Annotated in this window: 16 protein-coding genes and 3 rRNA genes; 1 reads left to right on the top strand and 18 read right to left on the bottom strand. The window is 46.3% G+C overall.

Annotated features, from left to right (window positions below):
- The 3 genes from rrf to JF50_RS21615 all read right to left on the bottom strand — a co-directional run.
- Window positions 1-110 (bottom strand): 5S ribosomal RNA (rrf, locus tag JF50_RS21625); the annotation flags it as partial.
- 129 nt (window positions 111-239) lie between these two features.
- Window positions 240-3,124, bottom strand: a 23S ribosomal RNA gene (locus tag JF50_RS21620).
- Between the two features lie 255 nt (window positions 3,125-3,379).
- Window positions 3,380-4,912: ribosomal RNA gene (locus JF50_RS21615) — 16S ribosomal RNA — on the bottom strand.
- A 536-nt stretch (window positions 4,913-5,448) separates the two neighbouring features.
- Between JF50_RS21615 and JF50_RS21610 the strand changes: the two genes are divergently transcribed.
- Complete coding sequence (locus JF50_RS21610; protein ID WP_039611419.1) at window positions 5,449-6,024, top strand: outer membrane beta-barrel protein; 576 nt, start codon at window positions 5,449-5,451, stop codon at window positions 6,022-6,024.
- An 85-nt stretch (window positions 6,025-6,109) separates the two neighbouring features.
- Here the strand turns inward: JF50_RS21610 and rplQ are convergent, their stop codons facing one another.
- From rplQ to rplE, 15 genes are all read right to left on the bottom strand, one after another.
- Complete coding sequence (gene rplQ, locus JF50_RS21605; RefSeq protein ID WP_010386932.1) at window positions 6,110-6,511, bottom strand: 50S ribosomal protein L17; 402 nt, start codon at window positions 6,509-6,511, stop codon at window positions 6,110-6,112.
- A gap of 38 nt (window positions 6,512-6,549) precedes the next feature.
- Entirely contained in the window at window positions 6,550-7,536 is a 987-nt protein-coding gene (locus tag JF50_RS21600) for a DNA-directed RNA polymerase subunit alpha (protein ID WP_023401260.1), read from the bottom strand.
- Between the two features lie 24 nt (window positions 7,537-7,560).
- Window positions 7,561-8,181 carry a 30S ribosomal protein S4 gene (gene rpsD, locus JF50_RS21595; protein ID WP_039611418.1) on the bottom strand — a complete coding sequence of 207 codons (621 nt, stop codon included), beginning with the start codon at window positions 8,179-8,181 and terminating at the stop codon, window positions 7,561-7,563.
- Window positions 8,182-8,203: 22 nt separating this feature from the next.
- Complete coding sequence (gene rpsK, locus JF50_RS21590; protein WP_010386935.1) at window positions 8,204-8,590, bottom strand: 30S ribosomal protein S11; 387 nt, start codon at window positions 8,588-8,590, stop codon at window positions 8,204-8,206.
- Between the two features lie 13 nt (window positions 8,591-8,603).
- A complete protein-coding gene (rpsM, locus tag JF50_RS21585) occupies window positions 8,604-8,960 on the bottom strand; it encodes a 30S ribosomal protein S13 (RefSeq protein WP_010378282.1) in 357 nt (118 codons plus the stop codon).
- Between the two features lie 129 nt (window positions 8,961-9,089).
- Entirely contained in the window at window positions 9,090-9,203 is a 114-nt protein-coding gene (rpmJ, locus tag JF50_RS26840) for a 50S ribosomal protein L36 (RefSeq protein ID WP_002959476.1), read from the bottom strand.
- 21 nt (window positions 9,204-9,224) lie between these two features.
- On the bottom strand, window positions 9,225-10,553 hold the full coding sequence (gene secY / locus JF50_RS21580) for a preprotein translocase subunit SecY (protein ID WP_039611417.1): 1,329 nt from the start codon (window positions 10,551-10,553) through the stop codon (window positions 9,225-9,227).
- An 11-nt stretch (window positions 10,554-10,564) separates the two neighbouring features.
- A complete protein-coding gene (gene rplO, locus JF50_RS21575) occupies window positions 10,565-10,999 on the bottom strand; it encodes a 50S ribosomal protein L15 (protein ID WP_039611416.1) in 435 nt (144 codons plus the stop codon).
- Window positions 11,000-11,003: 4 nt separating this feature from the next.
- Window positions 11,004-11,183: a 50S ribosomal protein L30 gene (rpmD, locus tag JF50_RS21570; RefSeq protein WP_010378276.1), complete on the bottom strand. Its 180-nt coding sequence runs from the start codon at window positions 11,181-11,183 to the stop codon at window positions 11,004-11,006.
- A 6-nt stretch (window positions 11,184-11,189) separates the two neighbouring features.
- A complete protein-coding gene (gene rpsE / locus JF50_RS21565) occupies window positions 11,190-11,696 on the bottom strand; it encodes a 30S ribosomal protein S5 (RefSeq protein ID WP_023401264.1) in 507 nt (168 codons plus the stop codon).
- 9 nt (window positions 11,697-11,705) lie between these two features.
- The gene (gene rplR, locus JF50_RS21560; RefSeq protein ID WP_023401265.1) at window positions 11,706-12,056 is read right to left on the bottom strand and encodes a 50S ribosomal protein L18; all 351 of its coding nucleotides are present in this window, start codon (window positions 12,054-12,056) and stop codon (window positions 11,706-11,708) included.
- Between the two features lie 9 nt (window positions 12,057-12,065).
- Complete coding sequence (gene rplF / locus JF50_RS21555) at window positions 12,066-12,596, bottom strand: 50S ribosomal protein L6 (RefSeq protein WP_023401266.1); 531 nt, start codon at window positions 12,594-12,596, stop codon at window positions 12,066-12,068.
- Window positions 12,597-12,609: 13 nt separating this feature from the next.
- The gene (gene rpsH, locus JF50_RS21550) at window positions 12,610-13,002 is read right to left on the bottom strand and encodes a 30S ribosomal protein S8 (protein WP_039611415.1); all 393 of its coding nucleotides are present in this window, start codon (window positions 13,000-13,002) and stop codon (window positions 12,610-12,612) included.
- 20 nt (window positions 13,003-13,022) lie between these two features.
- Entirely contained in the window at window positions 13,023-13,328 is a 306-nt protein-coding gene (rpsN, locus tag JF50_RS21545; protein WP_023401268.1) for a 30S ribosomal protein S14, read from the bottom strand.
- Window positions 13,329-13,338: 10 nt separating this feature from the next.
- Entirely contained in the window at window positions 13,339-13,878 is a 540-nt protein-coding gene (rplE, locus tag JF50_RS21540) for a 50S ribosomal protein L5 (protein ID WP_010386945.1), read from the bottom strand.
- Window positions 13,879-13,881 lie beyond the last annotated feature (3 nt).

The raw sequence follows: 13,881 nt of genomic DNA, 5'->3' as shown, positions 1-13,881 counted from the left end.
GCAATGTCCTACTTTCACATGGGAAACCCCACACTATCATCGGCGCTATTTCGTTTCACTACTGAGTTCGGCATGGGATCAGGTGGTTCCAAAATGCTATGGTTCCCAAATGGAAATTCTGTCATTTCATTTGCAAGAATGTTTATCAAACCTTACTAAAATCTGGAAGCGTAATTAAATTCTTATCGTCTACTTTATATTCTTAACTTCTAACAAGCTTAAAACCACTTTGGCGTTGTATGGTTAAGCCTCACGGGTAATTAGTACGAGTTAGCTCAATGCCTCACAGCACTTCCACATCTCGCCTATCAACGTTGTAGTCTTCAACGGCCCTTCAGTTAACTCTAAGTTAAAGTGAGAACTCATCTCGAGGCTCGCTTCCCGCTTAGATGCTTTCAGCGGTTATCGATTCCGAACGTAGCTACCGGGCAATGCTATTGGCATAACAACCCGAACACCAGCGGTTCGTCCACTCCGGTCCTCTCGTACTAGGAGCAGCCCCTCTCAATTCTCAAACGCCCACGGCAGATAGGGACCGAACTGTCTCACGACGTTCTAAACCCAGCTCGCGTACCACTTTAAATGGCGAACAGCCATACCCTTGGGACCGACTTCAGCCCCAGGATGTGATGAGCCGACATCGAGGTGCCAAACACCGCCGTCGATATGAACTCTTGGGCGGTATCAGCCTGTTATCCCCGGAGTACCTTTTATCCGTTGAGCGATGGCCCTTCCATTCAGAACCACCCGGATCACTATGACCTACTTTCGTACCTGCTCGACGTGTCTGTCTCGCAGTTAAGCTGGCTTTCTACCATTACACTAACCGTACGATGTCCGACCGTACTTAGCCAACCTTCGTGCTCCTCCGTTACTCTTTGGGAGGAGACCGCCCCAGTCAAACTACCCACCAGGCACTGTCCTCAACCCCGATTAGGGGCCTAAGTTAGAACATCAACACTACAAGGGTGGTATTTCAAGGACGGCTCCACACAATCTAGCGACTGTGCTTCAAAGCCTCCCACCTATCCTACACATGTAGGGTCAATGTTCAGTGCCAAGCTGTAGTAAAGGTTCACGGGGTCTTTCCGTCTAGCCGCGGGTACACAGCATCTTCACTGCGATTTCAATTTCACTGAGTCTCGGGTGGAGACAGCGTGGCCATGGTTACACCATTCGTGCAGGTCGGAACTTACCCGACAAGGAATTTCGCTACCTTAGGACCGTTATAGTTACGGCCGCCGTTTACCGGGGCTTCGATCAAGAGCTTCGACAAACGTCTAACCCCATCAATTAACCTTCCGGCACCGGGCAGGTGTCACACCGTATACGTCATCTTACGATTTTGCACAGTGCTGTGTTTTTAATAAACAGTCCCAGCCACCTGGTCACTGCGGCTCTCGTTTGCTTACGGAGCAAGTCCTTCACAAACAAGAGCGTACCTTCTCCCGAAGTTACGGTACAATTTTGCCTAGTTCCTTCACCCGAGTTCTCTCAAGCGCCTTAGTATTCTCTACCTGACCACCTGTGTCGGTTTAGGGTACGATTCGATATAAACTGAAGCTTAGAGGCTTTTCCTGGAAGTAGGGCATCAACAACTTCACTACCGTAGTAGCTCGTCTCGACTCTCAGCCTTAGCGACCCGGATTTTCCTAAGTCACCAGCCTACAGCCTTTCACATGGACAACCAACGCCATGCTTGCCTAGCCTGCTCCGTCCCCCCATCGCATTTATACCAAGTACGGGAATATTAACCCGTTTCCCATCGACTACGCTCTTCAGCCTCGCCTTAGGGGTCGACTCACCCTACCCTGATTAACATGGGATAGGAACCCTTGGTCTTCCGGCGTGCGGGTTTTTCACCCGCATTATCGTTACTCATGTCAGCATTCGCACTTCTGATATGTCCAGCATGCCTCCCGGCACACCTTCAGCCACTTACAGAACGCTCCCCTACCCCGCGAACATAAGTTCGCAGCCGTAGCTTCGGTGGTATGTTTAGCCCCGTTACATCTTCCGCGCAGGCCGACTCGACTAGTGAGCTATTACGCTTTCTTTAAAGGATGGCTGCTTCTAAGCCAACCTCCTAGCTGTTTTAGCCTTCCCACATCGTTTCCCACTTAACATACACTTTGGGACCTTAGCTGACGGTCTGGGTTGTTTCCCTCTCCACGATGGACGTTAGCACCCACCGTGTGTCTCCCGGATAGTACTTTACGGTATTCGGAGTTTGCAAAGGGTTGGTAAGTCGGGATGACCCCCTAGCCTTAACAGTGCTCTACCCCCGTAAGTATTCGTCCGAGGCTCTACCTAAATAGATTTCGGGGAGAACCAGCTATCTCCCGGTTTGATTAGCCTTTCACTCCTAGCCACAGGTCATCCCCTAACTTTTCAACGTTAGTGGGTTCGGTCCTCCAGTCAGTGTTACCTGACCTTCAACCTGCCCATGGCTAGATCACCGGGTTTCGGGTCTATACCCTGCAACTTAAGCGCCCAGTTAAGACTCGCTTTCGCTACGGCTCCCCTAAATGGTTAACCTCGCTACAGAATATAAGTCGCTGACCCATTATACAAAAGGTACGCAGTCACCCTCGAAGGGCTCCTACTGCTTGTACGTACACGGTTTCAGGTTCTATTTCACTCCCCTCACAGGGGTTCTTTTCGCCTTTCCCTCACGGTACTGGTTCACTATCGGTCAGTTGGGAGTATTTAGCCTTGGAGGATGGTCCCCCCATATTCAGTCAAAGTTTCACGTGCTCCGACCTACTCGATTTCACTTCAGATAAATTTTCGTGTACGGGACTGTCACCCTGTGTCGTCCAACTTTCCAGAAGGTTCCACTAATTACACTGAAGCTTAAGGGCTAATCCGATTTCGCTCGCCGCTACTTTCGGAATCTCGGTTGATTTCTTTTCCTCGGGGTACTTAGATGTTTCAGTTCTCCCGGTTTGCCTCTTACAGCTATGTATTCACTGTAAGATACCGCTAAGCGGTGGGTTTCCCCATTCGGAAATCTAAGTCTCAAGTGCCTCTTACTGGCTTGACTTAGCTTATCGCAAGTTAGTACGTCCTTCATCGCCTCCAACTGCCAAGGCATCCACCGTGTACGCTTAGTCACTTAACCATACAACCCAAAATGGTTTGTATCGTCAAAGACAGTTTTAACTTCGCCAGAAGTTAAGTAATACTAAAGTAGACGCTAATTAATCAATTAAATGATTAATCGGCATTTTCTTTCGAAAACTCTGAATAACAATTGCTTGTTATTCGAGAATTTAATTATCAGCTTTCCAAATTTTTAAAGAGCAATATTAATTAGCTATAAAGCTAACTAACAATCATCTGTGTGGACACTTCGAACAAATTTGTTCTAAATCGTTAAGGAGGTGATCCAGCCCCAGGTTCCCCTAGGGCTACCTTGTTACGACTTCACCCCAGTCATGAATCACTCCGTGGTAAGCGCCCCCCCGAAGGTTAAGCTACCTACTTCTGGAGCAACCCACTCCCATGGTGTGACGGGCGGTGTGTACAAGGCCCGGGAACGTATTCACCGCGGCATTCTGATCCGCGATTACTAGCGATTCCGACTTCATGGAGTCGAGTTGCAGACTCCAATCCGGACTACGACAGACTTTAAGTGATTCGCTTACTCTCGCAAGTTCGCAGCACTCTGTATCTGCCATTGTAGCACGTGTGTAGCCCTACACGTAAGGGCCATGATGACTTGACGTCGTCCCCACCTTCCTCCGGTTTATCACCGGCAGTCTCCTTAGAGTTCCCGACCGAATCGCTGGCAACTAAGGATAGGGGTTGCGCTCGTTGCGGGACTTAACCCAACATCTCACAACACGAGCTGACGACAGCCATGCAGCACCTGTATCAGAGTTCCCGAAGGCACCAAACCATCTCTGGTAAGTTCTCTGTATGTCAAGTGTAGGTAAGGTTCTTCGCGTTGCATCGAATTAAACCACATGCTCCACCGCTTGTGCGGGCCCCCGTCAATTCATTTGAGTTTTAACCTTGCGGCCGTACTCCCCAGGCGGTCTACTTAATGCGTTAGCTTTGGAAAAGTTGTCCGAAGACCCCAGCTCCTAGTAGACATCGTTTACGGCGTGGACTACCAGGGTATCTAATCCTGTTTGCTCCCCACGCTTTCGTACATGAGCGTCAGTGTTGACCCAGGTGGCTGCCTTCGCCATCGGTATTCCTTCAGATCTCTACGCATTTCACCGCTACACCTGAAATTCTACCACCCTCTATCACACTCTAGTTTGCCAGTTCGAAATGCAGTTCCCAGGTTGAGCCCGGGGCTTTCACATCTCGCTTAACAAACCGCCTGCGTACGCTTTACGCCCAGTAATTCCGATTAACGCTCGCACCCTCCGTATTACCGCGGCTGCTGGCACGGAGTTAGCCGGTGCTTCTTCTGTAAGTAACGTCACAGCTAGCAGGTATTAACTACTAACCTTTCCTCCTTACTGAAAGTGCTTTACAACCCGAAGGCCTTCTTCACACACGCGGCATGGCTGCATCAGGCTTGCGCCCATTGTGCAATATTCCCCACTGCTGCCTCCCGTAGGAGTCTGGACCGTGTCTCAGTTCCAGTGTGGCTGATCATCCTCTCAAACCAGCTAGGGATCGTCGCCTTGGTAAGCCATTACCTTACCAACTAGCTAATCCCACTTGGGCCGATCATAAGGCGAGAGCCGAAGCCCCCTTTGGTCCGTAGACATTATGCGGTATTAGCCATCGTTTCCAATGGTTGTCCCCCACCTTACGGCACGTTCCCAAGCATTACTCACCCGTCCGCCGCTCGTCATCTTCTAGCAAGCTAGAAATGTTACCGCTCGACTTGCATGTGTTAGGCCTGCCGCCAGCGTTCAATCTGAGCCATGATCAAACTCTTCAATTAAAAGTTTTTTGAATCCGAAGATTCGTGCTCAATGAATTCTGTATAAATTGACTATATAGTCACTCATAAGAAATTGAGACTCTAAATATTTTGTTAGAACTCAATCTGTACGAGTGCCCACACAGATGATTGCTTCATATTTTTAAAGAACAGTGTAACTAACTCTTGGTTAGTTACCGCAGCGTTGCTGCGAAGTGGAGCGCTATATTAACCGCTTCACTTTTAAAGTCAACTAGAAAATTTAATTTATTTTCAATTAAGCTTTCAGTTTGGCTTTAACCTTCACTTTGCTGCTTGCTTTTCAGCGTGTTGCTCCGTGTCAGTGGGTGCGCATTATAGGGAGTTCTAAATTTGGATCAAGTACTTTTTATCAAAAACTTATAAAAACGCACCTTTCGAGCAAAATACAGACAAACCTTGCAATTTTATACTTTATAACACATTAAAATTTGTAGTTTATGATAATTTCGTTCCAAATAAGGGGAATTACGGGCTAAAATTCTCTTGATTTAATTCAAATAGGAACAACTATTCCAATGAAGCAAGCTATTTTAGCGGTTGGTTTATTAACTAGCATGAGCGTATTTGCGACAGAAGAAACGCAAAACAATGTAACATATTCACTTACTGCTGGTTATACGTTTGGTGGAGATACTGTTCTAAACGTTACATATACAAACGATGACACTCAAAATATCAAAGCAGGGCAAGGTCTTATCGTAGGAGGGGGACTCTCTTACAAACTAAATAACAAATGGGCAATTGAAGCCAGTGCAAATTACCACTCGGATACCGCATTCTCAAAGGATGGTGATTTATCTTTCGAGAGGTTTTCCTTCAATGTTGTACCTTACTACAGAGCAAACCAATCTTTTTCTATTGGTGTAGGTATTGGCTTACAAACAGGAGTAGAACTGAGTAATGATTTTGGTGGTGATCTCGGGTTTGAGAATGAAACAGCCTATATCGGTAGTTTAAAATATCATTTTGAGACACTTTCCGCTGATTTAGAACTGAGACACACACTTGTTGAATATACTATGGATCATACATGGTATAAGCTAATTTATAATGGTAATAACACCGGTTTAGTTTTTCATTGGAAATTTTAAAAACAGAGGACATATAACTCTGTATCAATGGGGTTAAAACAAAAAAGCCGAGCTAATGCTCGGCTTTTTCGTGTCTTATAAAGACTTACTCTGCAGACTGCGCGTCTTCTTGAACTTCTTCAGTCGCAACTGGGCGATCAAGTAGTTCAATATAAGCCATTGGCGCATTGTCACCTGCACGGAAGCCACACTTAAGAATACGAGTGTAACCACCTGGACGATCCGCGAAACGTGGACCGATCTCAGAGAACAATTTACCAACTACTTCTTTATCACGCGTGCGAGCAAACGCTAAACGACGGTTTGCTACGCTGTCAGTCTTAGCCAGTGTGATTAAAGGCTCAATTACACGGCGCAACTCTTTCGCTTTAGGCAAAGTTGTTTTGATGATTTCGTGCTTCACCAAAGAACCAGCCATGTTGCTGAACATCGCTTTGCGATGGCTGCTGTTACGGTTTAATTGACGACCACTCTTACGATGGCGCATGACCCTATCCTTCTAACTAAACTAATATAGTAATCTGATTATTCAGCTAGACTTGCAGGTGGCCAATTTTCTAGGCGCATGCCTAGAGAAAGACCACGAGAAGCTAGCACGTCTTTAATCTCTGTTAGAGATTTCTTACCAAGGTTTGGCGTCTTAAGAAGCTCAACCTCAGTACGCTGTACCAGATCACCGATATATTGAATTTGCTCGGCTTTCAGACAGTTTGCAGAACGTACTGTTAGTTCTAAATCATCAACTGGACGAAGTAGAATCGGATCAAACTCCGGCTTCTCTTCTTTTTCTTCTGGCTCAGAAACATCACGCAAGTCTACAAACGCTTCTAGCTGTTCAGCTAGGATTGTAGATGCACGACGGATCGCTTCTTCAGGATCTAGTGTGCCATTAGTTTCCATATCGATAATTAGTTTATCTAAGTCAGTACGCTGCTCAACACGGGCTGATTCAACCGAGTACGCAATACGTTCAACTGGACTGAATGATGCATCTAGCAACAGACGACCAATTGGACGCTCATCGTCATCAGAGGATAAACGACTTGACGCCGGAACATAACCACGACCGCGCTCAACACGGATACGCATACTGATATCGCTATTGTCAGCAGTTAAGTGACAAATAACGTGCTCAGGATTAGCAATTGTTACATCGCCGTCGTGCTGGATGTCAGCCGCAGTCACAGGGCCTACACCAGACTTAGTCAGGGTAAGGAAAACTTCATCTTTACCTTCTAAAGTAACTGCCAGACCTTTAAGGTTTAACAGGATTTCAATGATGTCTTCTTGTACGCCTTCTTTCGCGCTGTACTCGTGTAATACACCGTCGATCTCGACTTCTGTCACTGCACAACCCGGCATAGACGAAAGAAGAATACGACGTAAAGCATTACCTAAAGTGTGACCAAAGCCACGCTCTAGAGGCTCTAAAACTACTTTAGAACGGGTTGAGTTGATAGCGTCGATATCGACTAATCTTGGTTTTAGGAATTCGGTTACAGAACCCTGCATTTTATCCTCTCTTAACTCTTAACTTTACTTCGAGTAAAGTTCGACGATTAGTTGTTCATTAATGTCCGCAGACAGATCAGAACGCTCAGGTAGGCGCTTGAAAGTACCTTCCATTTTCTTACCGTCAACTTCAATCCAAGTTGGCTTTTCGCGTTGCTCAGCCAACTCTAGAGCAGCGATGATACGCGCTTGCTTCTTAGACTTCTCACGGATTACTACTACATCTTCTGGAGTAATAACGAAAGAAGGAATGTTCACAACACGACCATTAACCATAATCGCTTTGTGGCTTACTAGCTGACGTGCTTCAGCACGTGTGCTTGCAAAACCCATGCGATATACAACATTGTCTAGACGTTGCTCTAGAAGCTGTAACAAGTTTTCACCTGTGTTGCCTTTAAGGCGAGCAGCTTCTTTATAGTAGTTGCGGAATTGCTTTTCAAGTACACCGTAGATACGACGAACTTTTTGCTTTTCACGTAACTGTAAACCGTAATCAGATAGACGACCTTTACGTGCGCCGTGCTGACCAGGTGCTGTTTCTAGTTTACACTTAGAGTCAATTGCTCTTACGCCGCTTTTAAGGAACAGGTCAGTACCTTCACGACGACTCAGCTTGAGCTTAGGGCCCAAATATCTTGCCATGTTCTTTCTCCTAACCTATTAATTATACGCGACGTTTCTTCGGTGGACGACAACCATTATGTGGGATTGGCGTCACGTCAGTGATGTTTGTGATACGGAAACCAGCAGCATTCAATGCACGTACAGCAGACTCACGGCCTGGACCTGGACCTTTAATGAATACTTCTAGGTTCTTAAGACCGTACTCTTGTGCAGCAGTACCTGCGCGCTCAGCAGCAACCTGTGCAGCGAACGGAGTAGACTTACGAGAACCACGGAAACCTGAACCACCCGCAGTCGCCCAAGAAAGAGCATTACCTTGACGGTCAGTGATGGTCACAATAGTGTTGTTGAAAGAAGCATGAACGTGAGCCATACCGTCAACAACTTGCTTTTTGACCTTTTTACGACGAATTGGTGCTTTTGCCATAACTTACCCCACCTTATTTCTTGATAGGCTTGCGTGGACCCTTACGAGTACGCGCGTTAGTCTTAGTACGTTGACCACGTAGTGGTAACGAACGACGGTGACGTAAGCCACGGAAACAACCAAGGTCCATAAGACGTTTGATGTTTAGTGTAACTTCACGACGAAGATCACCTTCAACAGTGTACTTGCCAACTTCTTCACGAAGGATGTCAAGAGTTTCGTCGTTTAACTCGCCGATTTTAGTAGTTTCAGCGATACCTGTCGCAGCTAAGATCGCCTTAGCGCGAGTTTTACCTACACCATAGATGCTTGTTAAACCGATAACAGCATGCTTATGGTCAGGAACGTTAATGCCTGCGATACGGGCCACTAACATATCTCCTATAAATAAACCTGATTATCATCTTGTTGGAAAGCCCGTACAGGATACCCAACCGACATTCAAGTTTTACCAATGAAACAGGCTAAGTGATTAACTTAGCCTGCACGACTAGATTTCTTAGCCTTGCCTTTGCTTGTGCTTAGGCTCACTGCAAATCACACGTACTACACCAGCACGTTTGATAACTTTACAGTTACGGCAAATTTTCTTAACGGAAGCACGTACTTTCATAACTCAACTCCGTAACAGACCCTATCGGCCGTAGCCTTTAAGGTTTGCTTTTTTCAGCACAGAATCATATTGATGAGACATCAAATGAGTCTGTACTTGTGCCATAAAGTCCATGATAACAACAACGATAATCAAAATTGATGTACCGCCGAAGTAGAATGGCGTTTGCCATGCCATGGTCATAAACTCGGGCACCAGACAGATAAAGGTAATGTACATTGCACCTGCCAATGTCAGGCGTGTCATCACTTTATCAATGTATTTAGACGTCTGCTCACCTGGGCGATAACCTGGAATAAATGCGCCAGATTTTTTCAAATTATCTGCTGTCTCACGTGGGTTAAACACCAACGCTGTATAGAAGAAGCAGAAGAAAATAATCGCTGCGGCTAGTACCATTGCGTACAGAGGCTGACCTGGGGTCAACACAGCTGACACTGCTTGTAGTGCATCAGCAAGTGGACCTTCACCTTGGCCGAACCAGCTTGCAATTGTACCAGGGAACAGAATGATGCTGCTAGCAAATATTGGTGGAATAACCCCTGCCATGTTAACTTTCAATGGTAAATGCGTACTCTGCGCTGCAAAGACCTGACGGCCTTGCTGACGTTTAGCATAGTTAACAACGATACGACGTTGACCACGCTCAAAGAATACTACCAAGTAAGTTACCGCAACAACGATAAACGCAATAAGTGCTAAGATAAAGACATTCAAATCGCCTTGGCGCGCCATTTCTGCTGTCGAACCGATTGCAGACGGCAGGTTAGCTACGATACCAACAAATATCAGCACCGAGATACCGTTACCGATACCACGTTCTGTAATTTGTTCGCCCAGCCACATCAGGAACATAGTACCAGTTACTAAACTCACAACAGCTGTGAAGTAGAAACCGAAACCAGGATTCACAACCAAGCCTTCCATCATGTTTGGTAGGTTAGTTGCGATACCGATCGACTGTATTGTAGCAAGCACGAGCGTGCCGTAACGCGTGTACTGACTGATCTTCTTACGCCCTTGCTCACCCTCTTTTTTCAGCTCTATCATCGCAGGATGTATATGCGTTAATAGTTGCATGATAATTGAGGCTGAGATGTAAGGCATAATACCCAGCGCGAGTACAGATGCACGCTCAAGCGCACCACCACTGAACATGTTAAACATGGCAAAGATGGTGCCCTTTTGTTGCTCGAAGAACTCGGCAAGTACAGCGGCGTCAATCCCAGGGATAGGCACAAATGAACCTAGACGGTAAATAATGATGGCACCCAATACAAATAGTAATCGGCGCTTCAACTCCGCAAGCCCACTCTGTGCGCTTTGCATATCTTGACCTGGTTTAGCCATAGTGTACTTCCTTAGTCTTCTACCTTGCCTCCGGCAGCTTCGATAGCTTCGCGAGCACCTTTAGACACTTTAATGCCTTTAACAGTAACTGCGCGTGAAACTTCGCCAGATTTAACAACTTTAACGAACTGAATGTTCTTCTTAACGATACCAGCTGCTTGTAGTGTGCTTAGCTCTACCACGTCGCCTTCAACCTTCGCGATTTCGAAAAGGTTAACTTCAGCAGATACTAGTGATTTGCGTGAAGTGAAGCCAAACTTTGGTAGACGGCGTTGCATAGGCATTTGACCGCCTTCAAAACCAACACGTACTTTACCGCCAGAACGCGATTTTTGACCTTTGTGACCACGACCACCAGTCTTACCTAGACCAGAGCCGATACCACGACCAACACGCTTACCAGCAGTTTTTGAACCTGCAGCAGGAGAAAGTGTATTCAATTGCATCGAATTAGCCCTCAACCTTAACCATGTAAGAAACTTGGTTGATCATACCACGTACTGCTGGCGTATCTTCTAGCTCAACAGTATGGTTGATACGACGTAAACCAAGGCCACGTAATGTAGCTTTATGCTTCGGTAAACGACCGATTGAGCTACGTACTTGTGTTACTTTAACTGTGTTTGCCATGGTTTCTTACCCCAAGATTTCATCTACGCTAAGACCACGTTTCGCAGCGATCTTCTCTGGAGAATTCATGTTCTCTAGAGCAGAAATTGTTGCGCGAACGATGTTGATCGGGTTAGTAGAACCGTATGCTTTTGAAAGTACGTTCTGTACACCAGCTACTTCTAGTACTGCACGCATCGCACCACCGGCGATGATACCTGTACCTTCAGATGCAGGCTGCATGTATACTTTAGAACCCGCGTGGCGACCCTTGATTGGGTGCTGTAGCGTGTGACCGTTAAGATCAACATTTACCATGTTACGGCGCGCTTTTTCCATTGCTTTTTGAATAGCAGCTGGAACTTCACGTGCTTTACCGTAACCAAAACCTACTTTACCTGCGCCATCACCAACTACAGTTAGTGCAGTGAAGCTAAAGATACGACCACCTTTAACCACTTTAGACACACGGTTTACCGCGATTAGCTTTTCAGCCAAATCAGGCTGTTGTTGCTTTGCTTCTACGTTAGCCATTGTCTACTCCTAGAATTGCAGACCGGCTTCACGCGCTGCATCAGCAAGCGCCTTCACACGGCCGTGATATTTAAAGCCACTGCGGTCAAAAGCAAGCTTTTCGATGCCTTTGTCTGCCGCGCGTTCGGCAACTGCTTTACCAACTGCTTGTGCAGCTTCGATGTTGCCAGTGCCTTTAACTGTTTCAGCAATTGCTTTTTCAACAGTAGAAGCAGCAGCCAGTACAATACCCTCAACGTTTACGATTTGAGCGTATATGTGACGTGGCGTGCGGTGGATAACAAGACGTGTTGTGCCTTGTTCGATAATATTTCTACGAGTGCGCTTAGCACGACGTAGACGAGCTGTTTTCTTATCCATCGTCTTACCTTACTTCTTCTTAGCCTCTTTACGACGCACGTGCTCATCAGCGTAACGTACACCTTTACCTTTATAAGGCTCTGGTTCACGGTATGAGCGGATGTTTGCAGCAGTTTGACCAACTAGCTGCTTGTCTGCGCCTTTAACAACGATTTCAGTCTGGCTTGGAGCTTCGATAGTGATACCCGCTGGGATCTCGAAGTTCACTGGGTGTGAGAAGCCAAGAGTTAGGTCTAAAACTTTACCCTTAACTGCAGCACGGTAACCAACACCGACTAGTTGTAGTTTCTTTTCAAAACCTTCGTTAACGCCGATGATCATGTTGTTGATCAGAGCGCGTGCAGTACCAGCTTGAGCCCAAGCATTTGCTACTTCACGAGGTGCTGTAGTGATAACGTTGTCGTTAAGAACAACTTCAACTGCGTCGTTAAGAACGCGAGTCAATTCACCGTTTTTACCTTTAACTTTGATTTCCTGGCCGTTAATTGCAACTTCAACACCGGCAGGAACAGCAATAGGAGCCTTCGCAATACGAGACATAGTTCCCCTCCGATTAAGCTACAAAGCCAATGATTTCACCACCAACACCAGCGGTACGCGCAGCGCGGTCTGTCATCAGGCCTTTAGAAGTTGATACGATAGCGATACCTAGACCACCCATTACCTTTGGTAATTCGTCACGTTTCTTATAGATACGTAGACCAGGGCGGCTAACACGCTGGATGCTTTCGATAACAGCTTTGCCTTCGAAGTACTTAAGTTCGATAGTCAATTCTGCTTTTACGTCGCCTGATACTGAATAACCAGTGATGAAACCTTCGTTTTTCAGTACGTCAGCAACAGCTACTTTCAGCTTTGAAGTTGGCATTGTTACAGCTACCTTCTTCGCAGACTGACCGTTACGGATGCGTGTAAACAAATCCGCGATTGGATCTTGCAAGCTCATGTCTTACTCCCGTGATTCTATTACCAAGAAGCCTTTTTAAGGCCAGGAATTTCACCGCGCATAGCTGCTTCGCGAACTTTGATACGGCTTAGGCCGAACTTGCGAAGGTAACCATGTGGGCGGCCCGTAATGTTACAACGATTACGTTGACGTGAAGGGCTAGAATCACGCGGTAAAGACTGAAGCTTTAATACCGCGTCCCAACGCTCATCATCAGATGTTTTAACATCGCTGATGATAGCTTTAAGTGCAGCACGCTTTTCTGCGTACTGTGCAACTAATTTAGCACGTTTTACGTCACGCGCTTTCATTGAATTCTTTGCCATAACCCTACCCTTACTTTTTGAATGGGAAGTTGAACGCTTCTAATAACGCACGGCCTTCATCATCTGTTTTCGCAGAAGTAGTGATTGTGATATCCATACCGCGAACACGGTCTACTTTATCATAATCGATTTCTGGGAAGATGATTTGCTCACGTACGCCCATAGAGTAGTTACCGCGACCGTCAAAAGACTTTGCGCTAACACCGCGGAAGTCACGAATACGTGGCATCGCGATTGAGACTAAACGCTCAAGGAAATCCCACATACGCTCGCCGCGTAGGGTTACTTTACAGCCAATTGGGTAACCTTCACGGATCTTAAAGCCAGCAACTGATTTGCGTGCTTTAGTCACTAGAGGTTTCTGACCAGAGATTGCTTCTAGATCTGCTACTGCATTTTCTAGAATTTTCTTGTCAGCTAGGGCTTCGCCCACACCCATGTTAAGTGTGATCTTCTCGATCTGAGGGACTTGCATGACAGAGCTGTAACCGAACTTTTCAAAAAGTTCTTTTACTACTTTGTCTTTGTACACTTCATGCAGTTTCGCCATCGT

The sequence above is a fragment of the Pseudoalteromonas luteoviolacea genome, assembly GCF_000814765.1.
Classification (GTDB): domain Bacteria; phylum Pseudomonadota; class Gammaproteobacteria; order Enterobacterales; family Alteromonadaceae; genus Pseudoalteromonas; species Pseudoalteromonas luteoviolacea_H.
Note: the sequence above shows the minus strand (reverse complement) of the source record. Positions and strands in the feature narration are given on the sequence as shown.